At 71.7% G+C, this 25567-nt stretch carries 23 protein-coding genes and 1 pseudogene; 7 read left to right on the top strand and 17 right to left on the bottom strand.

All coding sequences use genetic code 11. The annotated features are described in order from the left end of the window. Window positions 1-12 precede the first annotated feature (12 nt). Window positions 13-1245, top strand: coding sequence for a serine hydrolase domain-containing protein (locus ACZ7L6_RS01820; RefSeq protein WP_471919960.1), 1233 nt, complete (start codon window positions 13-15; stop codon window positions 1243-1245). A gap of 4 nt (window positions 1246-1249) precedes the next feature. On the opposite strand, the gene ACZ7L6_RS01815 is transcribed toward ACZ7L6_RS01820, so the two are convergent. From ACZ7L6_RS01815 to ribA, 4 genes are all read right to left on the bottom strand, one after another. Continuing rightward, window positions 1250-2413: a saccharopine dehydrogenase family protein gene (locus ACZ7L6_RS01815; RefSeq protein WP_471919959.1), complete on the bottom strand. Its 1164-nt coding sequence runs from the start codon at window positions 2411-2413 to the stop codon at window positions 1250-1252. Further along, on the bottom strand, window positions 2406-3467 hold the full coding sequence (locus ACZ7L6_RS01810; protein WP_471919958.1) for a saccharopine dehydrogenase: 1062 nt from the start codon (window positions 3465-3467) through the stop codon (window positions 2406-2408). Before ACZ7L6_RS01810 ends, ACZ7L6_RS01815 begins: the two co-directional genes overlap by 8 nt. After that, window positions 3464-4609: an NAD(P)/FAD-dependent oxidoreductase gene (locus tag ACZ7L6_RS01805; protein WP_471919957.1), complete on the bottom strand. Its 1146-nt coding sequence runs from the start codon at window positions 4607-4609 to the stop codon at window positions 3464-3466. Before ACZ7L6_RS01805 ends, ACZ7L6_RS01810 begins: the two co-directional genes overlap by 4 nt. A 142-nt stretch (window positions 4610-4751) precedes the next feature. Beyond that, window positions 4752-5420, bottom strand: a complete 669-nt coding sequence (gene ribA, locus ACZ7L6_RS01800) for a GTP cyclohydrolase II (RefSeq protein WP_471919956.1) — start codon at window positions 5418-5420, stop codon at window positions 4752-4754. Between the two features lie 41 nt (window positions 5421-5461). On the opposite strand from ribA, the gene ACZ7L6_RS01795 reads away from it, so the two are divergent. Next, complete coding sequence (locus ACZ7L6_RS01795) at window positions 5462-6250, top strand: creatininase family protein (RefSeq protein ID WP_471919955.1); 789 nt, start codon at window positions 5462-5464, stop codon at window positions 6248-6250. Window positions 6251-6402: 152 nt separating this feature from the next. Here the strand turns inward: ACZ7L6_RS01795 and ACZ7L6_RS01790 are convergent. From ACZ7L6_RS01790 to ACZ7L6_RS01770, 5 genes and pseudogenes are all read right to left on the bottom strand, one after another. Beyond that, window positions 6403-7650 (bottom strand): annotated as a pseudogene (locus ACZ7L6_RS01790) (lysylphosphatidylglycerol synthase transmembrane domain-containing protein); the annotation flags it as partial. Next, on the bottom strand, window positions 7647-8744 hold the full coding sequence (locus ACZ7L6_RS01785; protein ID WP_471919954.1) for a class I SAM-dependent methyltransferase: 1098 nt from the start codon (window positions 8742-8744) through the stop codon (window positions 7647-7649). The pseudogene ACZ7L6_RS01790 and the gene ACZ7L6_RS01785, both read right to left, overlap by 4 nt. Continuing rightward, a complete protein-coding gene (locus tag ACZ7L6_RS01780) occupies window positions 8741-10000 on the bottom strand; it encodes a glycosyltransferase family 4 protein (RefSeq protein WP_471919953.1) in 1260 nt (419 codons plus the stop codon). The genes ACZ7L6_RS01785 and ACZ7L6_RS01780 overlap by 4 nt, the downstream gene beginning before the upstream one ends. After that, complete coding sequence (locus ACZ7L6_RS01775) at window positions 9997-10395, bottom strand: 6-pyruvoyl trahydropterin synthase family protein (protein WP_031475993.1); 399 nt, start codon at window positions 10393-10395, stop codon at window positions 9997-9999. The genes ACZ7L6_RS01780 and ACZ7L6_RS01775 overlap by 4 nt, the downstream gene beginning before the upstream one ends. 150 nt (window positions 10396-10545) lie before the next feature. Continuing rightward, the gene (locus ACZ7L6_RS01770; protein WP_471919952.1) at window positions 10546-11529 is read right to left on the bottom strand and encodes a zinc-dependent alcohol dehydrogenase; all 984 of its coding nucleotides are present in this window, start codon (window positions 11527-11529) and stop codon (window positions 10546-10548) included. Window positions 11530-11637: 108 nt separating this feature from the next. Between ACZ7L6_RS01770 and ACZ7L6_RS01765 the strand changes: the two genes are divergently transcribed. Then, window positions 11638-12396, top strand: coding sequence for a CDP-alcohol phosphatidyltransferase family protein (locus ACZ7L6_RS01765; RefSeq protein WP_471919951.1), 759 nt, complete (start codon window positions 11638-11640; stop codon window positions 12394-12396). 522 nt (window positions 12397-12918) lie between these two features. Here ACZ7L6_RS01765 and ACZ7L6_RS01760 read toward each other — a convergent pair. The 4 genes from ACZ7L6_RS01760 to ACZ7L6_RS01745 are packed head-to-tail and all read right to left on the bottom strand — an operon-like array spanning window position 12919 to window position 17976. Then, window positions 12919-14145 carry an MDR family MFS transporter gene (locus ACZ7L6_RS01760; RefSeq protein WP_471919950.1) on the bottom strand — a complete coding sequence of 409 codons (1227 nt, stop codon included), beginning with the start codon at window positions 14143-14145 and terminating at the stop codon, window positions 12919-12921. Continuing rightward, complete coding sequence (locus ACZ7L6_RS01755) at window positions 14142-15938, bottom strand: ABC transporter permease subunit (RefSeq protein WP_471919949.1); 1797 nt, start codon at window positions 15936-15938, stop codon at window positions 14142-14144. Before ACZ7L6_RS01755 ends, ACZ7L6_RS01760 begins: the two co-directional genes overlap by 4 nt. A 3-nt stretch (window positions 15939-15941) precedes the next feature. Beyond that, on the bottom strand, window positions 15942-17435 hold the full coding sequence (locus ACZ7L6_RS01750; protein WP_471919948.1) for an ABC transporter substrate-binding protein: 1494 nt from the start codon (window positions 17433-17435) through the stop codon (window positions 15942-15944). 4 nt (window positions 17436-17439) lie between these two features. Beyond that, the gene (locus ACZ7L6_RS01745) at window positions 17440-17976 is read right to left on the bottom strand and encodes a GNAT family N-acetyltransferase (protein ID WP_471919947.1); all 537 of its coding nucleotides are present in this window, start codon (window positions 17974-17976) and stop codon (window positions 17440-17442) included. Between the two features lie 170 nt (window positions 17977-18146). Between ACZ7L6_RS01745 and ACZ7L6_RS01740 the strand changes: the two genes are divergently transcribed. The 4 genes from ACZ7L6_RS01740 (at window position 18147) to ACZ7L6_RS01725 (ending at window position 20677) form a co-directional block, all read left to right on the top strand. Beyond that, entirely contained in the window at window positions 18147-19103 is a 957-nt protein-coding gene (locus ACZ7L6_RS01740; protein WP_471919946.1) for an ATP-binding protein, read from the top strand. 63 nt (window positions 19104-19166) lie between these two features. Beyond that, on the top strand, window positions 19167-19559 hold the full coding sequence (locus ACZ7L6_RS01735) for an SCO5389 family protein (RefSeq protein ID WP_471919945.1): 393 nt from the start codon (window positions 19167-19169) through the stop codon (window positions 19557-19559). Between the two features lie 63 nt (window positions 19560-19622). Beyond that, a complete protein-coding gene (locus ACZ7L6_RS01730) occupies window positions 19623-20108 on the top strand; it encodes a DUF3592 domain-containing protein (RefSeq protein ID WP_471919944.1) in 486 nt (161 codons plus the stop codon). A gap of 17 nt (window positions 20109-20125) precedes the next feature. Further along, window positions 20126-20677 (top strand): SMI1/KNR4 family protein, encoded by a 552-nt coding sequence (locus ACZ7L6_RS01725; RefSeq protein WP_471919943.1) that lies wholly within the window; start codon window positions 20126-20128, stop codon window positions 20675-20677. A gap of 76 nt (window positions 20678-20753) precedes the next feature. Here the strand turns inward: ACZ7L6_RS01725 and ACZ7L6_RS01720 are convergent, their stop codons facing one another. From ACZ7L6_RS01720 to ACZ7L6_RS01705, 4 genes are all read right to left on the bottom strand, one after another. Next, window positions 20754-22118: a GH1 family beta-glucosidase gene (locus tag ACZ7L6_RS01720; RefSeq protein WP_471919942.1), complete on the bottom strand. Its 1365-nt coding sequence runs from the start codon at window positions 22116-22118 to the stop codon at window positions 20754-20756. Between the two features lie 65 nt (window positions 22119-22183). Then, a complete protein-coding gene (locus tag ACZ7L6_RS01715) occupies window positions 22184-23023 on the bottom strand; it encodes a carbohydrate ABC transporter permease (RefSeq protein ID WP_471920587.1) in 840 nt (279 codons plus the stop codon). Between the two features lie 37 nt (window positions 23024-23060). Then, a complete protein-coding gene (locus tag ACZ7L6_RS01710) occupies window positions 23061-24050 on the bottom strand; it encodes a carbohydrate ABC transporter permease (protein ID WP_471919941.1) in 990 nt (329 codons plus the stop codon). A 5-nt stretch (window positions 24051-24055) separates the two neighbouring features. Continuing rightward, window positions 24056-25372 carry an ABC transporter substrate-binding protein gene (locus ACZ7L6_RS01705; RefSeq protein ID WP_471919940.1) on the bottom strand — a complete coding sequence of 439 codons (1317 nt, stop codon included), beginning with the start codon at window positions 25370-25372 and terminating at the stop codon, window positions 24056-24058. Between the last annotated feature and the right edge of the window lie 195 nt (window positions 25373-25567).

The raw sequence follows: 25567 nt of genomic DNA, 5'->3' as shown, positions 1-25567 counted from the left end.
CGGAGGAGAGCGATGGCACTGCTGACACAAGAGGTCGACCCGGGCGAGGCCGGACTGGACGCGAAGGCGCTGGACCGCCTCGACCAGCACTTCGCCCACTACGTCGACGAGGGGCGGCTGCCCGGCTACCTGGTGTCCGTCGCCCGCGGTGGACGCGTCGCCCACCTCGCCACGCACGGCCACCGCGACCTCGCGGCCGGGCTGCCCGTCGAGGCGGACACGCTGTGGCGGATCTACTCCATGACCAAGCCGGTCACCTCGGTCGCCGCGCTGCTGCTGGTGGAGGAGGGCAGGCTGTCGCTCGACGACCCGCTCGAACGCCACCTGCCCGCCTTCGCCGAGCCTCGGGTGTACGTCAGCGGATCCGGCGCCGACATGGTGACCCGCCCCGCCGACGGGCCGATAACCGTCCGGCACCTGATGACCCACACCGCCGGACTGACGTTCGCCTTCTACCACACGCATCCCGTCGACGCCCTCTACCGCGACGCCAACCTGGAGTCGGCGGTGCTGCCGGGCTCCGACCTGGCCGGGACCGTCGACGTGTACGCGAGCCTGCCGCTGCAGTTCGAGCCGGGGACGCAGTGGAACTACTCGGTCGCCAGCAACGTCCTGGGCCGGGTCATCGAGGTCGTGTCCGGGCGGTCGCTCGACGAGTTCTTCGCCGAGCGGATCTTCGGGCCGCTCGGGATGACCGACGCCGGGTTCTGCGTGAGCGACGAACAGGCGGGCAGGCTCGCCGAGTTGTACGGCGAGACAGAGAACGGCGGTATCGAACCGATCCCGGGCCTCCCGCTGCACGGCCGCCCCCGTTTCCTGTCCGGCAGCGGCGGTCTCGCGGCGTCCGCGCACGACGTCCACCGCTTCATGGAGCTGCTGCGCCGCCGCGGCGAACTCGACGGCACCCGGCTGCTGGCCCCCGAAACCGTGGACCTGATGACGTCCAACCAGCTCCCGGGCGGCACCGATCTGCGCGCCTTCGGCAGCCGCCCCGCCCATGACGAGCCCGGCAACGACGGCATCGGCTTCGGCCTCGGCGTCTCTGTCGTGATCGACCCGAGCCGTACCAGGGCCCCGTCCACGCTCGGCACGTACGGCTGGAGCGGCGTGGCGACCACGACGTTCTGGGTGGACCCGGTCCGCGATCTGACGGTGCAGTTCATGACGCAGGTGCGGCCGAAGTCCTCGCACACGGTGTTCCAGGACCTCAAGCGGCTCGTGCACGAGGCCGTCATCCGGGACTGAACCGTCACCGGTCCACGCGCAGGGTGAACTCCACCCCCTCCAGGGCGAGTTCACGCAACCACTCCTCCGAGCGGGCCGCCGTCTCGGCGGCCCGGTTCAGGCCCGCCGGAAGGGAGCCGTCGAGGATGTGCCGGACACCGAGCGCGAGGGGGCGGGAGACACAGCGGGCCATCGCGCTCTCCTCCGCGTCCCCCACCAGGTCCAGGAGGTAACTGCCGGACCACGTCCGCCCGTTCCCGCCGCTCACGTCCAGCGCCACGGCGAGCACGACACGGTCCCGGTCGTCGTCCGTGGTGGGGTACGCGGCCGCCAACTCCCCTGCCAGCGCGGCGATCCGGGCGTCGTCACCGGTCTTCAGCTCCTCGAAGACGGCGTCCCAGGCACGCAGCCACCCCTCCAGACGCAGCGTGCCGCGCACGAAGGTCCGCGGCTTCCAGGCGGGCGGCAGCCCGTACTGCCCGATGAACGGAACGCTGTCGCGGTTGGGGTAGACCTCGAACGTCTCCCCGTCCACGACATGCCGACGGGTCGCCTCCCACGGACGCTCGGCGACCGTCTCCGCACCGTCCTGAAGGTAACGCGCCGGTGAGCGCAGGGCGTTCAGCACGCCGGCGGGCGCCCAGCTGAAGCGGTACCTGAAGTCGTTGGGGACGGCGGGGACACCGCCGCAGTACGAGGTCAGGGTGTACGAGGCGGCCGTTTCGTCCCCGACGGCCTCCCGGGCACGGCCGATGAGGCAGTGGGCGAAGAGGTGGTCGAGGCCCGGGTCGAGGCCGGCCTCGGTGAGGACGACGAGCCCGGCCGCGGCGGCCGCGGGCACCTGGACGGCGACCTCGTCCGACACGTAGCTGGAGCAGGCGAAGTGTGCCGTCTGCCGGATGCAGGCCGCCAGGATCCCGGCGTGTTCGGGAGCGGGCAGCATCGATACGACGATGTCGCCGGGGGCCAGTTCGGCCGTGAGCGCGGGGAGCGTGTACGCCCGCGGCTCGGCGCGTCCGGTGAGGTCCAGCCGGGCCAGTGCGTCGGCGGCACGGCTCTCGGTGCGGTGCCACAGCCGTACCCGGTCGGCCGCATCGCAGAGCCGGGCCAGACCGCTGCCCGTGGAGAGTCCGGCGCCGACCCAGTGGACGGTGCCGGACGCGGGGACCCGGGCGGAGAGATCAGACATGACGCGACTCCCCTTCGTCGATGCCGAGTTCACGGCAGGCCTGGCGGAACCGCTCACCGCAGCGCCCCCACGGTCCGCCCGTCTCGAACGCCGGCAGGTGGGGCAGCAGCGCCGAGGAGAAGTCGGTGCTGGACTCGCGGGGCAGGAGGGAGGGGAGGTTGTCGATGGCGATCAGGTCGAGCGGGGGTTCCTTGCGCAGCCGGCGGACGGGGTCGGTCCAGTCGGTGGTGCGGTCGTAGATCGGGAGAACGTTCAGCGGGGAGCCGACGTCGACGGTGACGTCGCAGAGGGTGCGCAGCCGGCGCGCGGGGTCGTCCAGGTCCTGCTCGCGGAGGAAGGGCGGGATGGGGCTGGTGGCGAGGACGGCGTTCACCATCACGTCGTGCGCCAGCAGGGCGGGGCGGTCGAGGTCGCGGGTCTCGGCGAGGTCCCAGGCGGTCGCCTCGACCCCGGCGGTCCGGAACGCGAGGCGCGCGCCCCGGCCGCTGCGGCCCAGGGCGCCGATCACGAGCGCGGTGAAGTCCTCGTCGCCCGCGGCCGGCCGGAGGAGCTCGTCCAGTTCCTCCTTCGTCGTGGGCGTGAGCGGCGCCACGAGCCTGCCCCGGTGCTGCAGGGCGGCCAGGGCGGCACCCAGGTAACCGGCCCAGAAGCCGAAGGCGGCGAGGCGGCGGCCGCTGTCGTCCACCAGGTACTCCAGGTCGAGCAGCACCCCTCCCCCGGCCGCGAACCTCCGGAGCAGGTCCGCGGCGCCGGGCTGCTGCTTGTAGGCGTGCCCGAAGTAGATGTGCCGGTGCGTCAGCTCAGCCGGGTGGTCCGGGAGTTCCTTCAGCCCGATGACGACGGCGTCCGCCGGGGCCGACACCCACGAGCCGCCCGGCGCGATCCGGCAGCCGGCCGCCTCGTACTCCTCGACGGGGAAGATCCGCTGCGGGGACTCCTCGACGGTCAGCGTCACCCCGCTCTCCACGAGCCGCCGTGCGTCCGCCGGCACGATCGGTGTGCGTCGCTCGGTGGAACGGACCTCGTGGCGCAGCCACAGATGGAGCTCGGTCATACGCGGTTGGCCTCCGGGCGCGGGGCGTCGGCCGCGAACCGGCCGGCGCTCAAGGGGCTGACGTCCACGAAGGGTACGCGGCCGAGGTACAGGTCGCGGACGACCTCGCCGACGGCCGGTCCCTGAAGAAAGCCATGGCCGGAGAAGCCGGTCGCGTACAGAAAACGGGACACGGAAGTCGCCTCGCCGATCAGCGCGTTGTGGTCCGGGGTGACCTCGTACAGGCCCGCCCATCCTCCCGTGCGGCGCAGGTCGAGGAGGGCGGGGGCGCGGCGCTCCATGGCTTCGGCCAGGCGGGGGATCCAGCGGTCGTGGGTGTCGGTGGCGAAACCGGGGCGCTCGTCGGGGTCGGACATGCCAAGCAGGAGGCCCGGGCCCTCGCGGTGGAAGTAGAGGCTCGTGGTGAAGTCGATCGTCATGGGCAGGTGCGGCGGCAGCCCCTCGACCGGCTCGGTGACCGCGATCTGGCGGCGCAGCGGCACCACCGGCAGGTCCACGCCGGCCATCGCGCCGACGGCCCGGGACCAGGCGCCGGCCGCGCAGACGACCGTGTCGGTGGTGATACGCCCGATGGTCGTCGTCACGGCGGTGATCCGGTCGCCGTGCCGTTCGATGCCGGTGACATCGGTGTGCCGTAAGATCCGCGCGCCGTACTGGCGGGCGGCGGACGCGTAGCCCTGGACGACGGATTCGGGGGTGCAGTGGCCGTCGTCCGGGGAAAAGGCGGCGGCCAGCAGTCCGTGGGTCGTGATCAGCGGGGACAGCCGGCGCGCCTCGACGGGGTCGATCATCCGGCTCGGCACGCCGAGGGAGTTCTGCAGCCGGACGCTCGCCTCGAACCCGGTGACCTCCTCCGGGGTCGACAGCAGGAACAGATAGCCGACCCGGTGCAGCCCGATGTCGTACCCGGTCTCCTCCTCGAACCGGCCGAACGCCTCCAGACTGCGCGCCCCCAGCTGGATGTTGAGCTCGTCGGAGAACTGCGCCCGCACCCCGCCGGCCGCCTTCGAGGTGGACCCGGAGCCCAACTCGTCCCGCTCTACGAGCACGACGTCCCGCACGCCGGCGCGGGCGAGGTGATAGGCGACGCTGGTCCCAATCACCCCGCCCCCGATGACGACGACGCTCGCGTGCGTGTTCACGGCCTCACCTTCCTGCCTACGAGCCGGACAACGCCCTCAGGGGCGCGGGGAACTGCGCGACCAGCCACAACGGCGTAGCAGCCGCCCGACGACCGATTGCGGCACTCTCTTCGCGACCCTTCCCAGCCGACCCGTCCAGGTATCAGGACAGGTGCGCCACGGCGTCCAGATGCGGCAGATGATGATCGAGCCGCTCCCTCTTGGTGCGCAGATACGTGATGTTGTTCTCGCACGGCGGTATCAGCAGCGGAACCTGCTCGGCCACCTTGATGCCGTGCTCCAGCAGCGCCTCCCGCTTGCGGGGGTTGTTGGACATCAGGCGGACGCTCGCCACCCCCAGGTCGTGCAGGATCTCCGCGGCGACACCGTAGTCGCGGGCGTCCACCGGCAGACCGAGCGCGAGGTTGGCCTCGACGGTGTCCAGGCCCTCCGCCTGCAGGGCCATCGCCCGCAGCTTGCCGAGCAGGCCGATGCCGCGGCCCTCGTGGCCCCGCAAGTAGACGACGATGCCGCGTCCTTCGGCGACGACCGCGCGCAGCGCGGACGCGAGCTGGTCTCCGCACTCGCAGTGCTGGGAGCCGAAGGCGTCGCCGGTCAGGCACTCGGAGTGCAGCCGGGTGAGCACGTCCTCCGTGCCTATCTCACCGTAGACGAGGGCCACTTGCTCGTCACCGCGGTCGTGGTCGAGGTAACCGATCGCGCGGAATTCCCCGTACACGGTGGGCAAGGGGGCATTCACCACGCGTTCCACACCGGAACGCTGCGTCCGCTGTGCGGACTTCTTGCCGAGGACACCAATTTTTTCTGTCATGATTCTTCAGTTCCTAAGCAGAGACGAAAGGCCGGAAAAAGATGAGTGATTCGCAGACGCAGCCGGCGGCCCACTCGCTGGTGCCGGCGGACACCACCGAGGACGTACGGGCGCGAGGAGCGGGCGTCTCACGACAGGTCGCGGTCCTTCCCGTCGGGAGCTTCGAGCAGCACGGCCCGTTCCTTCCGCTGGCCACCGACACGCTCGTGGCCTGCGCCATCGCGCGCGAGATCGCCGCAGTGCACCCGGTGCACCTCCTTCCGCCCGTGACGATCTCCTGCTCGCACGAGCACGCGGCCTGGCCGGGGACCGTCAGCATCTCCTCCGTGACCCTTCATGCGGTGATACGGGACATAGCGGCTTCGCTCCGCCGGTCCGGCGTCGACGTCCTGGTGCTGGTCAACGGGCACGGCGGCAACTACGTACTGGGCAATGTCGTTCAGGAGTCCTCCGCGCGCGGCGAACGGATGGCGCTGTTCCCGGCCCCGGAGGACTGGGAGGCGGCGCGGGAGCGGGCGGGGGTGGAGACCTCGCTGCTCACCGACATGCACGCGGGGGAAATTGAGACCTCCATCCTTCTGCACGCTCATCCCGAATTGATCCGACCCGGTTATGAGACTTCCGATTTCGTGGCGGACGACCGCCGTCATCTGCTGACCCTCGGTATGTCCGCCTATACCGATTCGGGTGTCATAGGCCGTCCTTCGCTGGGCTCCGCGGAAAAGGGGAAGCGGCTGCTGGCGAGCCTCGCCGATTCCTTCGGCGCGTATGTGTCACTGCTGACCTCCGCGGACGATTCCGTACGGGACACGACAGACGCAAGGGCATAGCGGCCGGTTTCCGGGTCCGCCCCGGCGGTGGCGGCGGACCCGGAGCCTGAGCGCAGACCGGAGTACCAACGGGCGACCAGGACGAGGACGCCGGGCAGTGCGGCCACGAAGCTGAGCACGCCGTACACGACGGCGACGGCCAGTCCGGAGTCGGCGCCCAGCCCCGCGGCGCCGAACGCCCAGGCGGTGACGCCCTCGCGGGGGCCGAAGCCGCCGACGTTCAGGGGCAGGCCCATGGCGAGCAGGGCGAGGACGGCGAGCGGCAGCAGGACGGCCACGGAGGCGGTGGTGCCGGCGATCCGTGCGGCGAGCACGAACATCGCGAGGTGGCCGGCGAGGACGGCGGAGGAGGAGACGGCGACGCCGGGCCCGTTGCGGCGGGACAGCAGGGCTTCCCGTGCCTCGCCGAGCGTGGTGCGCAGGGCCGTCGGGTTCGTCCGGTCACGCCGGGAGGGCGCACGGTTCATGCGCACGGCGGTCACGACGGCGAGCGCGCCCGCCGCGGCGAACAGCACGACGGGCGTGAGGTCCCGGGCCTCGTTCAGCACCGGTGACGGCATGGTCAGCAGGACGACGGCACCGACGGCGGCGAGGACGACCTGGCCGGCCGTCCTTTCGAGAACGACCGCGCGCACACCGCGCCCCAGGTCACCGGCGCTCTGCCCGTGCCGAACGGCCCGGTGCACATCGCCGAGGACGCCGCCCGGAAGGGCCGCGTTGAGGAACAGGGCGCGGTAGTAGTCGGCGACGGCCGGCCCGAGCGGCAGCCGGATCCGCAGCCCACGCGCCACCAGCTGCCAACGCCACGCGCTGAACACGGTGGTGACGGCGCCGATCCCGAGCGCCGCGAACAGCGCGGGCCCGTCGATCCGCCGCAGCCCGTCGAGGAAGACACCGGTACCGAGCCGCCAGAACAGCACCACGAGGATGGCGACGCCGATGGCCGTGCCCAGGTGGGTGCGGACGGTGGGGGTGTTGAGGCGGGACAGAAGGGTGCGGACGGATGTGCGGAGGGGCGTGCGGGGGCGCGGCACGCCGGAGGTGGCCGCTTCCGGACGGGGCTCGGTGACGATGACGCCGATGCGGGAGGGGGAGGCGGCTGCGGGGTTGGGGGCGGGGGATGCTGCGGGTGCGCCCTCGAAGGGCGCGAGGGCTGTGCCCACGGCCGAGTTGTCGGAGACGGGGGCATCCGCGAGCACTGCCGGGCCCTCGATGGCCACCGCACCCGTGCCGATCGCCGGAGCCACCGGGGCGACGTCGTCGCCGGAGTGGCCCGCGCGCCCGGTCCGGACGCTCAACTCGCCCGGGACGCCCGGCTCGCCCGAACGGCCCGCGCGCCGGTTGCGCGGCTTGCCGTTCCGTCGCTCGGCGCGCGCCCTGGCCACCGTCTCCACGGTCATGACGCTCCGCCCGTCGGCCGGCACAGCGCCAGCAGGTCGCTGTGGTGGACCACGACGCGCAGGTCGCCCGCCTCGCAGGCGGCGAGGCGGTCGCTCAGGTAGCGGTCGGCGCGTTCGCGCAGTTCGGGCCGTTGCTCGACCGCCGCGCCGACCCAGCCGCGCAGCCACATGGCCATGAGCGCCGACTCGCCGGGGCCCAGGCGCCAGGGGCTCGGGTGCACCTGGACGGTCGCGCCGTGCTCGGAGAAGGCCTCGGCCGCCGCGGTGATCGCGTCCGGGCCGAGCAGCCCCGAGCGGCGCTGGTGGGCGTTGAACGCCTCGGCGATCTCCGCGTCCAGCGGGTCGGACGGGGTGAGTTCGACGCGGCCGGCGACGGAGAGCGTCAGCAGCGCCGGGCAACCCGCGCCCGCGCAGGCGGCGGCGAGGGTGTCGACCTCCTCGCGGGTGAGGACGTCGAGCAGCGCCGAGGCCGTCACCAGCGAGGCGCCGGCGAGGGCGTCCGGGGTGAGGCGGCCGACGTCTCCGCGGCGTGTCTCGACCGTGACGCGGCTGCCGTCGGCGGCGGAGCGCGGGGAGGCCACGGCGGCGAAGTGCAGGAGGTAGGGGTCGCGGTCGTGCAGGACCCAGTGCTGGGCGCCGTCCAGGTGGGGCGCGAGCCAACGGCCCATGGAGCCGGTGCCGCAGCCCAGGTCATGGATGACCAGGCCGGCCCGTCCCGGCAGGTTGGCGAGCCGGATCCGCAGCGGGTCCAGCAAGTCGTGCGCCCGCCCGGCGGCATCGGCGCCTTCACGCAGCTCCAGCCACTCGGGGGCGTAGCGGGGCGGATCGTCCGGCCCGGCGTCCCTGAGTCGTACGGTGGCCCGCTCACCGGGACGGATACTGGGCCCGGCCCCGAGAATCACGGCGTCCGCGTCAGCCGCCGCCGGTACGGAAAGACCACTCATGCCGCCCCCTGCCGAAACGATCCCGCTCCCCGCCACCGGCTCCCCGGCAGGGGCCGTGGCCGACAGCCCGTCACCCGGGGCGCCCACGCCCCTCGGGCCGGGCTGGGCCGGAATCGTCCCCCCGCCCTGTGTCGTTGCCGTCTTCCTCATGCCGCCCTCCGGGGTTCGTTAGGCAGTCGGCCCAGTACCGCGGCCAGGCTGCGGGCCGTGCCGGCCCAGCCGTTCAGGGCGGCCCGGCGTCCGCGGGCCGCCGCCTTCAGTCGGCGTCGTACGTCCGCCTCGCCGAACCAGCCGCGCAGCTCGGCGGCGATCGCGGCCGGGTTCTCCGGCGGGACGAGGATGCCGGGGACGCCGCCGTCGGGAGCCCGGCCGACCGCCTCCGGCAGGCCGCCGACGTCCGTCGCCAGCACGGGAATGCCGCGCGCGAGCGCTTCCGTCACCGCCATGCCGTACGTCTCGGCGTAGGAGGTGAGCACCATGAGGTCGGCGGCGTTGTAGCTGGCGTCGAGTTCGGCGCCGGCCTGCGGTCCCGCCAGGACCAGCCGGTCCTCGAGGCCGTGCCTCGCTATCAGCGACCGCAGATCGGCCACGTACTCGGGATCCTGGGTGAGCCCGCCCACGCACACACAGCTCCACGGCAGATCGGTGATCGCCGCCAGCGCCTCCACCAGCCGGTGCTGCCCCTTGCGCGGCGTCACGGCGGCCACGCACAGCAGCCTCGACACGCCGTCCGTGCCGGACGCGAGGGGCGCGATGTCGGCGCCGGGGGCGGCGACATGGACCCGGTCGGGGGCGAGGCCGTGGTGGGAGACGAGGCGGCGGACCGCCCAGTCGCTGGTGGCGATGACCGCGGGGACGGCCCGGAGCACCGTGCGTTCCCGCGTGTCCAGCTCCGCCGCGACGGCGGGCTCCAGTCCCGTCTCGTCGCCGAGCGGGAGGTGGACGAGGACCGCGAGGTGCAGTCGTTCCGTCTCGGGAAGGATGACCTCGGGAACGCCGCAGGCCACCAGCCCGTCGAGGAGGACGACCGTACCGTCCGGGAACTCCCGCAGCGTGCGGGCGAGTTCCGCACGGGCCGCCGCCCCGGGGCGGGGCCAGCTGCCGTCCACCGCGTGCTTGTGCACCTGCCAGCCGAAGCCGGGCAGATCCAGACTCACCCGCCGGTCATAGGCGTTGCCGCCGCTCGGCACGGACGGGTCGTCGACGCCGCCCGGCATCACGAAGTGCACGGAGCGCAGGGACATGGGGATGATCTCGGCGTTCTTCAGGACGGAGTGCTGCACGGGCACATAGCCGAGCGTGACCTTCTCCGCGTTCAACTGGTCCGTCGTTCGCTGTTCTGTCGTTCGCTGTTCCGGCTGCGGCTGTTCCGGCCTTGCCGGCTTCTCCAGGGTCACGTCGGTCACAGCGCACGCTCATAACTCGCCCACGCGACGTGCGACTCGTGCAGCGTGACGGTGAGACCCGCGAGACCCTTGGCGCCCTCGCCCAGCGCACCCTTCTCGATCCGCTCGGCGAGCCGGTCCGCGATGACCTTGGCGAGGAACTCGGTGGAGGTGTTGATCCCGGCGAAGTCGGGTTCGTTGTCCAGGTTCCGGTAGTTCAGTTCGCCGACGACGGCACCCAGCTCCCGCGTGGCCAGTCCGATGTCGACGACGATGTTGTCGTCGTCCAGCTGCTCGCGCCGGAACGTGGCGTCCACCAGAAACGTCGCTCCGTGCAGGCGCTGCGCGGGTCCGAAGACCTCCCCGCGGAAGCTGTGGGCGATCATGATGTGATCGCGGACGGTGATGCTGAACAACGGACGACCCTCCAGGCGGTGCGCTCCTCATCCCCCGCTGATCGCTGCCGGGGATGCCGTGTAGTACGGCTCTTCGCTTCCCGTTGTTCAGCGGTCTCTCACTCTTTTCTCAGGTCAGGCGCTCTTGTCGTCCCGTATTGAACGAGTCCGTCAGGGCGTGTCCTCGTAGCTGACGCGGTGACAGAGCGCCGGGATCTCCCCGGAAGCGAGCTTCGGCATGACGTCGGGCAGCTCCGCGAAGGCGCTCTCGCCGGTGACGAGTGCGTCCAGAGCCGGGTCGGCGAGCAGGTCGAGGGCGAGGGCGAGCCGGTCGGCGTACGTGCGGCTGGCGCGGCGGGCCGGGGAGACGGTGCCGACCTGGCTGCTGCGGATGACCAGGCGCCGGGAGTGGAACGCCTCGCCGAGCGGGAGGCCCACCTGCCGGTCGCCGTACCAGCTCAGTTCGAGGACCGTGCCCTCGGCGGTGAGCAGCTCCAGGGAACGGGCGAGGCCCTGCTCGGTGGCGCTGGCGTGGACGACCAGGTCACAGTCGCCGAGCGCCTCGTCGGGCGTGGCGAAGTCGACGCCGAGGGCCTCGGCGGTCTTCGCCCGGCCGGGGTCGGCGTCGACCAACTGCAGCCGTACGCCCGGGAAGCGGGCCAGCAGGGCGGCCACCGAGCAGCCGACCATGCCGCCGCCGACCACGGCGATGCGGTCGCCGACCAGGGGAGCCGCGTCCCAGAGCGCGTTGACGGCGGTCTCGACGGTGCCGGCGAGGATCGCACGCCTGGCGGGCACGGAGTCCGGTACGACGGTCACCGCGCTCGCGGGGACCACGTACCGGGTCTGGTGCGGGTGCAGGCAGAAGACCGTACGGCCGACGAGTTCCTCGGGACCCTCCTCCACCACCCCGACGCTCAGGTAGCCATACTTCACCGGGGCGGGGAACTCGCCCTCCTGGAACGGCGCCCGCATGGCCGCGTACTGGCTCTCGGGGACCCCGCCCCGGAACACGAGTGTCTCCGTGCCCCGGCTGACCCCGGAGTACAGCGAGCGCACCACCACGTCGCCCTCGCCCGGTTCCGGCAGGGTGACCTCCCGGATCTCTCCCTCCCCCGGAGAGCCGATCCAGAACGCATGTGCGCTGCGGTTCATCGGGATCCTCCTGAACGATCTGCGAGCTGCCCACGTACCGAGGTGTGCACAGGTCGCGCACAGTACGCGGCCTTGATCGACTCTGTCACCTGGCCGGAGGAATGTGCGGTGGCCCTGAACAACACTTACGACGCGAGGCTGGTCCAGCAGGAGACCGCTGTGGGAGCGGGCGTGCAGATCCTGTTGCTGGCCCTGCTCGGTTCGGCGATCGGCATGGGGCCGGCGGGCTGGCTGACCGGCCTCGCCTTCGCCATCGCCACGTGGGCCGTGCTCTCGCGGGCCCTGCACCGCTCCAGGCTGCGTTCCTTCGGCCCGGCCAACCGGGTCACCCTCGGCCGGGCGACGCTGGTGGGCGGTGTGACGGCTCTGGTGGCGGACTCGTTCCAGAGCTCGCCGCCGGTGACGCTGTTCGTCGGTCTGACGGCGGTCGCGCTGATCCTCGACGGTGTCGACGGCAAGGTGGCACGGCGTACGGGCACGTCGACGGCGTTGGGCGCACGCTTCGACATGGAGGTCGACGCGTTTCTGATCCTGGTGCTGAGCGTGTACGTCTCGATGTCGCTGGGTCCCTGGGTGCTTCTCATCGGCGCCATGCGCTACGGCTTCGTCGCCGCCGCCCGCGTCTGGCCGTGGCTGAACGCCGCGCTCCCGCCGAGCACGGCCCGCAAGACGGTCGCCGCGATGCAGGGCGTGTTCCTGCTGCTGGCCGCGTCCGGGTACCTCCCCTACGCGGCGACGTTCGCGGTCGCTGCAGTGGCTCTGGCCGCGCTCGTGTGGTCGTTCGGGCGGGACGTCCTGTGGCTGTACCGGACGTCGCGGACGGAGCAGGTGTCCGTGGCGGAGGTGCGGGAGCTGGTGGCGTCCTGAGCGGGTTGCCTCCGGCGGTTGGGCCGGGGTGCCTGCGGCGGCCTGTGCGGGTTGCCTCCGGCGGTTGGGCCGGGGGGCCTGCGGCGGCCTGTGCGGGTTGCCTCCGGCGGTTGGGCCGGGGGGCCTGCGGCGGCCTGTGCGGCTTCGGTGGGGGTGCGCGTTGATGCCTGCGGCGCCTGTGCGGGTTCCGGGGGTACGCGTAGCGCCTACGGGTCGGTGTATGGGTCGGGGCCGCGTCGGGGGGTGTCCGTCCTCGGACCGGCGGCTGGACTTAGGCCAAGAGGATCTGCGTGTTGACGCCGGCCACTGCGGGCGGACACCCCCCGGCACGTCCCCTTCCCGCCGTACGCGACAGCGGGCGCGTGGGGCCACGGGCCAGCATGCCCACTTGGCTGCGGGCAGTCGTGCCGCTGGGCGGCTCCCGACCCACAGAGGCGGCACCCCGTCGCGCCGGGCTGCGCACCCACCCCCGCCCAGCCCCAAACCCGCTCGCGGAAACGCCGTCACGGGAGTGCACCGCCTCTATCTGCGCGGCAGCAGTCCTGTCGCCGCAATCGGTACGGCGGCCAGGACCAGCCAGGGCACGGCGGCCGGTAGGCCGGTGTCCAGCAGGGTGCCCGTCGCTGAGCTGCCGATGAGGACGATCAGGCCGGAGACCGAGGACAACGCGCCGGTGTAGAGGCCGAGTCGGCCCTCCTCCGCGAGGTCGGGGACCCAGGCTCGGGCGGCCGGTGCCACGAGCATCTGGCCGAGGGTGAGCAGGACGACGAAACCGGCCGCGGGCAACAGGCCTGCCGTACCGGTCCAGTCGGCGGGGCGGGCCGCTGCCACGACCGCGAAACCCGCCGCGATCAGCAGCAGTCCGGCCACCATGGACCGGCGCAGGGTGAGCCACTCCCCCACCCAGCGGGTGACCGGGAGCTGCGTGGTGACCACCAGCAGCGAGGACAGGGCGAACAGCCAGGCCAGCACCGACTGTGATCCCGTGGCGCGCTCCACCTCGTCGGGAAGGGCCAGGTAGAGCTGGTTGTAGGCGAGCAGGTAGGCACCGTAGGCGCAGCACAGGGCGAGGAAGCGGCGGTTGCGCAGCAACGTTCCCGTGCCGCCGCGGAACCGGACGCCTCCGCGTCCGGGGATGTGCTGCGGCAGCAGCCATGCGTGTCCGGCGAGGACGAGGACGAAGATTCCGGCGCCGGCCAGGCAGACCGTGCGGAAGTCCACCGACAGCAGCAGGGCGCCGATGAGCGGGCCCACGAACGCGCCCGCCTGCCCGGCCACGGTGAGCAGCGCGAGGACGCGGGTGCGGGAGCCTCCGCCCGACTCCTCCCACAGCACGGCCTGCCGGGCGACCTCCGACTCCACGGCGGGCGAGAACAGCGCTGCGGCGAATCCGATCAGCAGCACCGCGCCGATGACCGCCCAGGTCTCCTTCGCGTACCCGAGCCACGCGAACCCGGCGATCCGCAGTACGCAGCCCGTGAGCACGACCGGCCGGATGCCGTACCGGTCGGCCAGCGCCCCGCCCACCACGAACAGCCCCTGCTGGCTGAAGGTCCGCAGCCCCAGCACGAACCCGACCAGCCAGCCCGCCATGCCGATGGCCTGTCCCAGGTGCTCGGAGAGGAAGGGCAGCACGGCGAAGAAGCCGATGTTGAAGGCGAGTTGGGTGAGGATGAGCAGGCGCAGGAGAGGGGAGAGGCGGGGGCGGTCCGGTGCCTTGCGCAGACCGCGTGACAGCAGCGAGGTCATCCCGTCTTCACCAACTCAGGGGTGGGCGCCTGTGGTTCGGACTGGTGCGGGACGGGCTCTGCCCTACGGCCTCGACGGCGGCCCCAGCGCACTCCACCGGCCGTTGTCACCGCCAGCGCCCCCAGCAGGGCGAGTGCGGCGGCGGGGGCGAGGACCGCCCAGGGGGCCCGCTCGGCGTACGGCTGGTTCTCGGCGAGGAGCAGGCCCCATTCCGGGGAGGGCGGCTGGGCGCCCAGGCCGAGGAAGGCCAGGGAGGCGAGCGCCAGGGCGATGCCGGGCAGGCGGAGCAGGGCGTGGCGGGTGACGGGTGGCAGCACTGCGGGCAGCAGGTCGTGGCGGAGCAGGTACGCCGGGCCGGCGCCCAGGGCTCGGGTGGCGGTGAGGTGGAGGGCTGCGCGTTCCTGTCGTAGCAGTGCGGAGGTGTGCGCGGCGAGCGGGGACCAGGCGACGGCGGCCACCGCGAGCGCGGGCGTGGTGGATCCGCTGCCGACGATCGCGGTGACGAGCAGGGCGACGAGAACCGGTGGCAGCGCGGTGACCGTGTCGACGAGCGGGCCGGACAGCCGGGGCAGCAGGCCCAGTGCCACTCCGGTGAACAGGGTGACCGCGGTGATCGCGAGGGCGAGCAGCAGGGTGTCGAGGGCGCCGTGCGCGACGCGGGCGAGGACGTCCCTGCCGAGGGCGTCGGTGCCGAACGGGTGCGCGAGGGACGGTGCCGCGAGCCGCTCGGTGGTGTCGAGGGCCAGGGGGTCGCGGGGCAGGCCGAGGGCGACGACGACGGTCAGCAGTCCGCCGTATGCGAGAGGGAGGGTCCTGTGGGCGGGCGGCGACGGGCGGTGCAAGGACGGCAGTGCGCCGTCGCGCAGGGCCGGGCCGATCAGCAGGCGGGTGAGGAGGTGGGCCACTGCGGCGGCGGCCGCGGCGAGCAGGACGAGGGCGAGGGTGCCGGCCTGGAGGACGGGCAGGTCCTGGGCGAGGGCGGCCTGGAGGGTGGTGCGGCCCAGGCCGGGGATGTCGAAGATCTGCTCGACCGTGACCGATCCGCCGGTCAGTCCTACGACGAACAGGCCGGTGTTGGGCAGCAGTCCGGGCAGGCAGCGGCGCAGGGCGTGGCGGGCGACCGTGCGGCCGGGCAGTCCTCGTGCCGTGGCGGCCAGGGCCCAGGGCTCGGCGAAGGCGCCGGGCAGCAGGTCGTCGAGGAGCCGGCCGAGGACGGCCCCGGCGGGCAGGCCGAGGGAGAGTGCGGGCAGGATCGTCCACTGGGGGCCGTACCAGCCGAGGGCCGGGAGCCAGCCGAGCTGAACGCCGACGACGGTGGCGAGTACGGACGCGGTGAGGAACTCGGGCAGTGCGGCGAGGGCCGCCGAAGCGCTTCCTCCCGGTCGTCGCCGGTCGAGCCGCCGGTGCGCGCCGAGCCACAGCGTGCGGGCGCAGATCAGCGCGGCGGTGACGGCGGCGACCGTGAGGGCCACCGCCATCAGCAGCAGGGACACCCCCAGCGCTTGGAGCACGGCGGGGGTGACCTCGCCGCCGGAGATCCACGACCGGCCGGCGTCTCCGCGCCACAGTCCGCCCAGCCAGTCACCGAGCAGGTGGAACGGGCCGTCACCCAGGCCGAGTTGCCCGCGGATGTCCGCCAGCACCTCGGGGGTGGGGTCGCGGTCCGCCGAGCGGGCCTTGAGGACGGTGCGGGCCGGGTCGGTGTGCGAGAGCCAGGGAAGCAGGCCTATGGCGGTGACGAGCGCGACCGCGACTCCGGCGCGCCACAGGAAGGTGGCCGTGCGCTGCCGCATGGGTCAGCGCCGGGTGCCGGTGCCGACGAGTGTGCGCTCGTACGGGTCGAGCAGCGCGCCCCGGACGGAGGGCGCGACGCCGGTGATGATGCGCTGGTGGACCAGGGGTACGACGGCGTCGGTGCCGAGGATGCGGGCCTCGGCCGCCAGGGCCGCCTCCTGCCGCTCGGCGGTGTCGGCGGCGTCCTCGGCCCTGGCCACGGCCCGGTCGACGTCCTTGTCGCAGAGCTGGGCGATGTTGTATCCGCCGTCGCAGGTGTAGTCGCTTGCCAGGACGGACACGGGGTCGCCGGTGTCGACCAGGGTGTTGCGGGCGAGGACGAACGCGTCGAACCTGCCGTCCAGCGCGTCGCTCTCCAGCCGCGAGTACTCGCGCACCTCCAAAGTGACCTCGAATCCGGCCTTCTCCAGCTGCTGCTTCAGCACCTGGGCGACTTCCGGGAGTTCGGGCCGGTTGTCGTACGTGGCGAGCGTGATCCGGGTCCCCTCGGGCTTGCCCGGATTGGCGCGTCCGACCGGCTCGGTCCGCTTGCCCGCGGCCCAGGTGACGGCGGGTCCGTAGATGCCGGCGCCGGCGTCGGCGTACCCCTCGTAGACGCCCTTGGCGAAGGCGGAGGTGTCGACGGCCTGCCGGGCGGCGGCCCGGAGCGCGGCGTCCTTGAAGGGGCCCTTCTCGGCGTTGAGGAGCAGGCTCGTGGTGCGGGTGGTGGCGGTCGCCTCGCGGGTGGCCCGGTCGAGGGTGGCGGCCTGGGCGACGGGGATCGCCTCGGCGAGGTCGACCTGGTGCGTGCGCAGGGCGCCGGCGCGGGCGGTGCCGTCGGCGACGAACTTGACGTCGATGCCGCTCGCTTGGGCGCGGCCGCCCCAGTAGTCGTCGTAGCGGTCGAGGGTGGCGGCGGTGCTCCCCATGACCTTGGTGAGTTCGAAGGGCCCGGTGGCGGTGCCGACCGGGTCGGCCTTGTCCTTCGTGTCGTACGCCTCGGTGGAGAGGACGGCGAGGGAGGGGCTGGACAGGCGCAGCGGCAGGACGGGGTCGGGGTCACCGGTGCTGATCCGTACGTCCGTGCCGCCCTCGGGTTTCGCGGTGAGGGTGACGCCGGCGAGGGCGGCGGGGACGGGCCTGGCCTGTGTGGCGTGGGTGAGGGCGGCGGCGACCGCGGCCGGGGTGACCTTCGAGCCGTCCTGGAAGGTGGCCTCGCGCAGGGTGAACAGCCAGGTGCGGTCGTTCTCCTGGCGCCAGGAGGCGGCGAGGGCGGGGGCGGCGGCGCCGTTGGCGTCGAGCGCGGTCAGGCCCTCGGTGACGCCGAGGCGGCTGAGGATGGTGGAGTCGGCGCCGTACGGCGAGAGGTTCTCGGCGGGCGGGAAGGCGAGGGCGACGCGCAGGCGGGAGCCGTCCCGGGCGCCGTCCGTGGCGTCGGTGCCGCCGCCGGAGGCGAAGCAGCCGGCGAGGACGGGGGTCAGTACGAGGGCGAGGAGCGGGCGGAGTCGGCGGTGCACGGTTCTATCGCTCCATCGGTATCTCGAAGTGGACGACGCCGCCTGCGCCGTCGGTGTCCTCGCGTTCGTCGTGCACGACCTTGCCGAGCGAGCGCCAGAAGCCCTCGGCGCCGGGCACCTCGGGGTCGGTGTGCAGATAGACGGCGCGGTAGCCGCCGTCCGCGGCCGCGAAGGCGAGCAGCTCCTCGACGAGCCGCCGGGCGAGGCCGCGCCTGCGGTGCTCGGGGCGGACGTAGACCCGGCGCAGCTGCGCGGTCTCGCCGGAGGGGTAGCGCTCGGCGAGGTGGCGCGGGTTCGGCGGGTGTGCCGGGCCGCGGGAGTCGAGGGCGGCTGTGGCCACGACACCGTTGTCGCGCGGGTCGAGCGCGACGAGGAGGGTGTGGCGGGGTGAAGCGAGGTAGGCGGCGGCCGGGTCGATGATGTCCGCGTGCCAGCGGGGCACATAGCCGGTGCCGAAGTCGCGGTAGACGGTGTCGAGCATCAGGGCTCGCGCACCGTCCAGGTCGTCCGGGCTCGCCGCCCTGATGCTGTAGTCGTGCACTTGCACATCATATGCATTAAGTGCTGGAGGCGATCACGGCGCCCGGCCCACTCCCCACAACCTCCGTACAGCGCAAGCGATTTGACAGTGATCGCGAGTCACGGACAACCTAGCCACATGACATCCATTTTCAACAAGGGTATCGTGCTCGCGAAGGCGGGCGGCTGCTGATGCGTATCGCGTTCGTCGGCAAGGGCGGCAGCGGCAAGACGACCCTGTCGGCGCTCTTCTCCCGCCACCTGGCCCGCTCCGGCGCGCCCGTGCTGGCCATCGACGGCGACATCAACCAGCACCTCGCCGAGGCACTGGGTCACGACGGGGACGCCCTGGACGCGCCACCGCTCGGCGCCCATCTGCGGGACATCAAGGAGTACCTGCGCGGCACCAACCCGCGCATCCCCTCCGCCGACGCCATGATCAAGACCACCCCGCCCGGCAGAGGCTCCCGCCTCCTGGGATTCCTCGGCGACGACGAACTGCACGCACGGCACGTCCGGCGCGTCGGTGACGTGCCGCTGATGGTGACGGGTGAGTTCGACGAGAGCGACCTCGGGGTGTCCTGCTACCACTCCAAGCTCGGCGGGGTCGAGCTCTACCTCGGTCACCTGGTCGACGGGCCCGGCGAGTACGTGGTGGTCGACATGACGGCGGGCGCGGACGCGTTCGCGTCGGGCCTGTTCACCCGCTTCGACATGACCTTCCTGGTGGCGGAGCCCACGCGGAAGGGCGTCTCGGTGTACCGCCAGTACCGGGACCACGCCCGCGAGTTCGGGATCCGCATCGCGGTCGTCGGCAACAAGGTGACGTGCGAGGACGATCTGCTCTTCCTCAAGGAGGAGGTGGGCGACGACCTCCTCACCCACCTGGTCCACTCCTCCTGGGTCCGCGCGGCCGAACAGGGCCGGGAGCAGGGCGGCCTGGACACCCTGGAGGCCCACAACCGCCACGCCCTGAACGTCCTGCGCGAGGCGGTGGACGCCCGCCCCAAGGACTGGCCCACGATGCACGGCCACGCCGTCGACTTCCATCTGCGCAACGCCCGCGCGTGGGGCGACGAGCGGACCGGCCAGGACCTGGCCGCGCAGGTGGACCCGGAGTTCGTCCCGGGACCGACGGCACTGACCTGACGACAACGCGACGCATCCCCGCAGCTCCCCACGTCACCAACTCCTGAACAGGAACATACGCACATGTCTCTCGACGTCTCCCCGAAGCTCCTCGCCGAGGCCGAACACGGTGACATCCGCGAGGAGGACTTCGTGGACACGGTCCGCACCTCCCTGCCGTACGCCTACGACCTGATCGCCTCCCTCGCGGCCGAACTGCGCGACGGCACGGCGGAGTTCACCGACAACCAGACCCCTCCCCCCTCCGAGAAGGAACGCGGCCAACTCCTGCGCGCCCTCGCCAGCGACGCGATCCGCACCAGCCTGGAGCGGCACTTCGGCATCACCCTCGCCTTCCAGAACTGCCACCGGGTGGCGGCGTTCCAGCCCGAGGCTCGGGACGGACAGACCTATGCGCGCTTCACCTCGGTGCGGTCGCAGGTGCTGAACCAGTCGCCGGAGTTCCGGGACTGCTGACCGAGGGCGACCGCGGTACCTGAGATAGCCTCCCTCTCACTCAGGACGAGTGAGAGGGAAGTCGTGCAGGTTCAGGTGCGTGGTGGGCGGGGTGCTCGCCGGTGGATCGCGTTCGGGGCGATCGCCTTCGGGGCGGTGTTCTTGGTCATCGGCTTGATCCTGGCGGGACAGTCGGTCTCGTTCCTGACGGACGCGAAGCGTGCCCCGGGCACTGTGGTGGCGCTGGAGTGGCGGAACGACAGCAGCGGCGCATCCCACAGAAAGAGGGGGAACGACCAGCCTGCGGCGTACCCGGTGGTCCAGTTCACGTCGGCGGACGGCACCGCGAGGACGTTCCGTAACTCGACGGGTTCCAATCCGCCCTCGTACGACGAGGGCGACAAGGTAGAGGTGCTCTACAGCGCCGATTCCCCCCAGGACGCACGGATCAACGGGTTCGCCTCGCTGTGGCTGTTGCCGCTGATCTTCGGTGGGATCGGGCTGGTGATCGCGGGGATCGGGACCGCCGTTGCCGTGGTGGGACGGCGGCGTTCCCAGGCCGTGCGTTGAGCAGCCGACTACGAGGCATGGAGCGCTGGGACGAGGGCGAGGTCCGCGCTCGAGTACGGGAGATGGCGGCACAGGACCCGGAGCGGGCGCGCTTCGGGGCGGACACGCACCGGTATGAGCTGACGCCTGCGCTGCCGGAGGCCGAGATCAAGGCGTTCGAGGAAGAGCACGGCATCGATCTGCCGGCGGAGTACCGGTCCTTCGTCGCGGAGGTGAGCAACGGCCCCGCCGGCCCCGGCTACGGGCTGATGCCGTTGACCGCACCTCGACCAGAAGCCGACGCGGACTGGGCCATGGACGAGGAGTGGGCACAGGACCGGCTGCCCGGCCGACTCGCCGCACCGTTCCCTCTCGCCGAAGCCCTGCCCGGTCGAATCGGTCCGTCGAACGATGGACTGACCCGGGGCACGCTCATGCTGGCCGACGAAGGCTGCGGCATCTGCCTCCGACTGATCCTCACGGGGCCGCGAGCGGGTGAGGTCTGGCGGATCGACCCGGACTGGGGCGGCTTCGTGCCGGTGAGACCCGGCTTTCGTGCCTGGTACACCGAGTGGCTGCGGCGCCTGTGACACCCTTCGGCGGTCTCCGGGTGGACGAGGACGGTCCGGCCCGTGCCGCACCTGGAGACCGCGTCGGCGAACTGGGTCAGGCGGCCCGTCGCGCCCCGTCCCGATGGCTGCGGATGATCTCCGCGTAGCGACGGCCCGTGCCCTTGATCGTGCGCACCTGCGTCCCGTAGTCGACGTGGACCAGGCCGAACCGCTTGGCATAGCCGTACGCCCACTCGAAGTTGTCCAGCAGTGACCACGCGAAGTACCCGGCCAGCGGAGCCCCCTTGCGGGCCGCCGACGCGCAGGCGGCGACGTGCTGGATCAGGTAGGCCTGGCGTTCCGGGTCGTCGACCGTGCCGTCCGGGTGTACGACGTCCTCGTAGGCGGAGCCGTTCTCGGTGACGTACAGCTTGCGGGCGCCGTACTCGTCGGTCAGCCGGAGCAGCAGCGCCTCGATACCGCTGGCGTCGACCTCCCAGTCCATGGCGGTGCGGGGGACGTCGGGGCGGCGGATGGCGCGGGCGTACGGGGCAGGGCCCGTGGGGTCGTCGGCGACGGTCGCCGGGAAGTAGTAGTTCAGGCCGAGCCAGTCGAGGGGCGTCGCGATCGTCGCCAAGTCGCCTGGTCGCTCGGGGAGTTCCACGCCGTACAGCTCGCGCATGTCCGTCGGGAAGCCGCGGCCGTGCACCGGGTCCAGCCACCAGCGGTTGGTGTGGCCGTCCATGCGGCGCGCGGCGGCGAGATCCTCGGGGCGGTCGCTCGCGGGGTGGACGGTGGAGAGGTTGTTGACGATGCCGATCTGGGCGTCCGCCGCGACGGAACGGATGGCCTGCGCGGCCAGACCGTGGCCCAGGAGCAGGTGGTACGAGGCCCGCACCGCCGCCGGGAGGTCGGTGAGACCGGGGGCCATCTTGCCTTCGAGGTGGCCGATCCACGCCGAGCACAGCGGTTCGTTGAGGGTCGCCCAGTGCTTGACGCGGTCCCCGAGGCGTTCGGCGACGGCCGATGCGTACGCCGCGAAGTGCTCGGCGGTCGCCCGCTCCGGCCAGCCGCCGCGGTCCTGGAGCGTCTGCGGCAGGTCCCAGTGGTAGAGGGTGACGGAGGGGGTGATGCCCGCCGCCAGCAGGCCGTCGATCAACTCGTCGTAGAAGGCCAGGCCCTTGGGGTTCACCGGGCCGTCGCCGCCCGGCACGACGCGCGGCCAGGCGATCGACAACCGGTAGGCGTTCGCACCCAGTTGGCGCATCAGGCCGATGTCCTCACGCCAGCGGTGATAGTGGTCGCAGGCGACATCGCCGTGGTCGTCGTTGTCGGTCTTTCCGGGGGTGTGCGAGAAGGTGTCCCAGATCGACGGGGAACGGCCGTCCTCCGCCACGGCGCCCTCGATCTGGTACGCCGATGTGGCCGTGCCCCACAGGAAGTCGTGCGGGAGTGCGGCGAGGTCGATGCGGTCGGACACAGGGATCCCTTCGGAGTGGGGGTGCTGGACACTCGACGGCGTTCGGGCACTGGGCGCCGGTCCGGTCACTTGACGGCGCCCGCGGTCAGGCCGGCCACCAGGTAGCGCTGGAGGAGGAGGAAGCCGGCGACGACGGGCACGCTCACGACCAGCGACGCGGCCATGATCTGGTTCCAGTACACGTCGTTGAGCGTGGAGTAGCCCTGGAGGCCGACGGCGAGCGTGCGCGTGGTGTCGTTCGTCATCACCGACGCGAACAGCACCTCGCCCCACGCGGTCATGAAGGCGTAGACGGCGACCGCGACGATCCCCGGGATCGCGGCCGGGACCACCACCCGGAACAGCGCGCCGAGCGGCCCGCAGCCGTCCACCAGCGCCGCCTCGTCGAGGTCCCGCGGCACCGAGTCGAAGTACCCGATCAGCATCCAGATCGAGAAGGGGAGGGAGAAGGTGAGGTACGTCAGGATCAGGCCGCCGCGCGAGCCGAACAGGGCGACGCCGGTGGCGTTGCCGATGTTGACGTAGATGAGGAACAGCGGGAGGAGGAACAGGATGCCCGGGAACATCTGCGTGGACAGGACGGTCACCGTGAAGACGCGCTTGCCGCGGAAGGAGTAGCGGCTGACCGCGTACGCCGCGAACACCGCGATCACCACCGAGCAGACCGTCGCCGCCCCCGCCACGATCAGCGAGTTCACGAAGTACGTGGCGAGCGGCACCGTCGACCAGATGTCGATGTACGGGCGGATCGTCAGGCCGCTGGGCAGCCAGCGGAACTGGCCGGACACGTCCGCCAGCGGCTTCAGCGAGCTGGAGACCATGACGTACACCGGGACCAGGACGAAACCGGTGAGCAGCGTGAGGAAGATCCGCCGGGACCAGAGGAAGGAACGCGGCGGCGCCAGCGGGGACCTGGACATCCGGGAGCCGGGCATCGGGGACCTAGACATCGGCGGTCCTCCGTCCGCGCGAGGTGAGCCAGAGGTACACGCCGGTCACGAGCAGCAGGAACAGCAGCAGGAGTACGGACATCGCCGATCCCGTGCCGAAGTTCCAGGTGACGAAGCTGGCTTGGTAGATGTGCACCGAGATGAGGTCGGCGGCTTCCGGCGCGGTCTTGCCGAACAGGACGTACGGCGTGTTGAAGTCGTTGAACGTCCACAGGAAGAGGACCAGGACGAGGACCTGGTTGACGGGGCGCAGTGACGGCAGCGTGATGCGGCGGAGTTGCTGCACCATGCCGGCCCCGTCGAGTGCCGCGGCCTCGTACAGCTCCTTGGGGATGTTCTGCAGACCGGCCATGACGATGAGGAAGGCGAACGGCCAGCCCTTCCACACCGACACCGTCAGCAGCGCGACGAAGCTGTTGTCGCCGATGAGCCAGAAGGACGGCTTGTCGGTGAGGCCGAGCTGGTCGTGCAGGACGTGGTTCACCAGGCCGTTGTCGTGCTGGAACATGAAGACCCAGGTGATGACGGCCGTGTAGACGGGCAGCGCGTACGGCACCAGGAACAGGGCGCGCAGCAGGCCCCGGCCGCGGAAGGTGTCCTGCAGGTAGACCGCGGCGGCCGTGCCGATCAGCCAGCACAGGCCGACCGAGAGCAGCGTGAAGCCGACCGTGACCAGGAAGGAGTGGAGCAGCGCCTCCCCTACGGGGGCGTTGAGGTCCACCGACATCTCGTAGTTGTCGAGGCCGTTCCAGGGGGCGGTGGTCCAGTCGCGGATGTAGAACTGCGTGAGTTCCTTGAAGCTCATCAAGATGCCGATGACCATCGGCACCAGGTGGACCAGGAGTTCGAGGAGCAGGGCGGGCAGGAGGAGCAGATACGGCAGTCCGATGCGGCGGATCCGCCCGGGGCGGCGGTGGGGGCCGTCCGCCGTCCCGGGGGAGCTGTGACGCACGGCGGCCTCGGTGGGGACCGTGGTCGTCATCGTGCTCACTTCGCCGGCATCTGCTGCTGGGCCTTCTCCAGGGCCGCCTTCACCGACTCCTCGGTCACCGGGCGTCCGGCGGCGGCGTCGGCGAACAGCCCCTTGACGGCCGTACCGACCGCCGTCTCGAACTGGGACTCGTCGGCGACCTGGGGAGCGGCGACCGCGCTCTTGGCGAGGGTGTCCTTGAGGACCGCGTTCGCCGGGGTGGTGAAGGCATGGTCGGACTGGGCGCCCTTGACCGGCGGGATCGAGCTGTACGCCTCGTTGAGGATCTTCTGCTCCGCGTCGCTCGTCATGAACTTCACGAACTTCGTGGCGCCGTCGAGGTTGTCGGTGTTCTTGAAGACGGCCAGGTTGATGCCCATGACCATCGAGTTGACGCTCGTGCCGGAGCCGGGGGTGCCGGACTGCACCGGCACGGGGGCGACGCCGTAGGCGTCCTCGCTCATGCCCTGGGACTTGAGGTTGGCGGAGGCGGACTGCCACAGCAGCATCGCGGTCTTGCCCTTGGCGAAGTCGCTGACGGACTGGTTCTGCGCGTACTCTGCGTTGCCCGGTGCGATGATCCTGTCCTTGGCCATGAGGTCGACGAACTGCTTGACTCCCGCGACCGCTCCGTCCGAGGTGAAGTCCGGCTTGCCGTCGGCGGTGAAGAAGTCGGCGCCGTGCTGCTTGGCGAAGACGACGGCGTGGTGGATGTTCTCCGAAGGGTTCGAACCCTCTGTGCCCAGGCCCCACTTGCCGCCCTCGGACAGCTTCCTGCCGTCGGCTATGAGCTCGTCCCAGGTGGCCGGTGGCTTGTCGATGCCCGCGTCGGCGAACAGCTTCTTGTTGTAGTAGAGCGCGTACGCCATCGAGTACAGCGGCACCGCGGCCGGGTCCTGACCCTCGGCGCCCGTCGAGCCCAGCGCGGAGTCGACGAACCTGTCCTTGCCGCCGATCTTGTCGAAGTTGCCGGCGTCCCACGGCAGCAGCGCCCCGGTGGCCTGGAGGGAGGCGCTCCAGGTGTTGCCTATGTTGAGGACGTCGGGGCCCTGGCCGGACGTGGTCGCGGTCAGGATCCGGTTCAGCAGATCCGACCAGGGCACGACCTCCAGCTTCACCTCGATGCCCGTCCGCTTCTCGAACTTGTCGAGTTCGGGCTGGAGGACCTTCTTGTCGACCTCGATACTGGCGCCCTGGTTGGACGCCCAGTAGGTGAGGGTCTTCGGCGAGTCGTCGGACCCGCCGCCCGTCGGCGAACCTCCGCCACAGGCCGAGGCGGCCAGGGCGAGGGAGAGGGTGACGGCGCCTACGGCCGCGGCTCGGATGCTGCGCATGGCTCCTGATGGCCCTTCCGGGAAGTGCATCACGGCTTAATTTAGAGCGTGAGTTAAGCCCTGCCGGGTCGATGCGTCAAGGGTTTTGACGCACTCTCCGAACTTCGGCCGTACCTCTTGACTCGCCCGTTCCACGGTTGAACCATTCAGCGGCGAGAGAGCGCTCCCCGCACCCCACGCCGTTCACTTCCTGAA

This window comes from Streptomyces sp. NPDC107522 (assembly GCF_055657525.1).
Note: the sequence above shows the minus strand (reverse complement) of the source record. Positions and strands in the feature narration are given on the sequence as shown.

Bases quoted from the DNA above. Each gene is read 5' to 3' on its own strand.
- ACZ7L6_RS01820 (WP_471919960.1), top strand. From the start codon at position 13: ATGGCACTGCTGACACAAGAGGTCGACCCGGGCGAGGCCGGACTGGAC.
- ACZ7L6_RS01815 (WP_471919959.1), bottom strand. From the start codon at position 2,413: ATGTCTGATCTCTCCGCCCGGGTCCCCGCGTCCGGCACCGTCCACTGG.
- ACZ7L6_RS01810 (WP_471919958.1), bottom strand. From the start codon at position 3,467: ATGACCGAGCTCCATCTGTGGCTGCGCCACGAGGTCCGTTCCACCGAG.
- ribA (WP_471919956.1), bottom strand. From the start codon at position 5,420: ATGACAGAAAAAATTGGTGTCCTCGGCAAGAAGTCCGCACAGCGGACG.
- ACZ7L6_RS01795 (WP_471919955.1), top strand. From the start codon at position 5,462: ATGAGTGATTCGCAGACGCAGCCGGCGGCCCACTCGCTGGTGCCGGCG.
- ACZ7L6_RS01785 (WP_471919954.1), bottom strand. From the start codon at position 8,744: ATGAGGAAGACGGCAACGACACAGGGCGGGGGGACGATTCCGGCCCAG.
- ACZ7L6_RS01770 (WP_471919952.1), bottom strand. From the start codon at position 11,529: ATGAACCGCAGCGCACATGCGTTCTGGATCGGCTCTCCGGGGGAGGGA.
- ACZ7L6_RS01760 (WP_471919950.1), bottom strand. From the start codon at position 14,145: ATGACCTCGCTGCTGTCACGCGGTCTGCGCAAGGCACCGGACCGCCCC.
- ACZ7L6_RS01755 (WP_471919949.1), bottom strand. From the start codon at position 15,938: ATGCGGCAGCGCACGGCCACCTTCCTGTGGCGCGCCGGAGTCGCGGTC.
- ACZ7L6_RS01740 (WP_471919946.1), top strand. From the start codon at position 18,147: ATGCGTATCGCGTTCGTCGGCAAGGGCGGCAGCGGCAAGACGACCCTG.
- ACZ7L6_RS01735 (WP_471919945.1), top strand. From the start codon at position 19,167: ATGTCTCTCGACGTCTCCCCGAAGCTCCTCGCCGAGGCCGAACACGGT.
- ACZ7L6_RS01725 (WP_471919943.1), top strand. From the start codon at position 20,126: ATGGAGCGCTGGGACGAGGGCGAGGTCCGCGCTCGAGTACGGGAGATG.
- ACZ7L6_RS01710 (WP_471919941.1), bottom strand. From the start codon at position 24,050: ATGACGACCACGGTCCCCACCGAGGCCGCCGTGCGTCACAGCTCCCCC.
- ACZ7L6_RS01705 (WP_471919940.1), bottom strand. From the start codon at position 25,372: ATGCGCAGCATCCGAGCCGCGGCCGTAGGCGCCGTCACCCTCTCCCTC.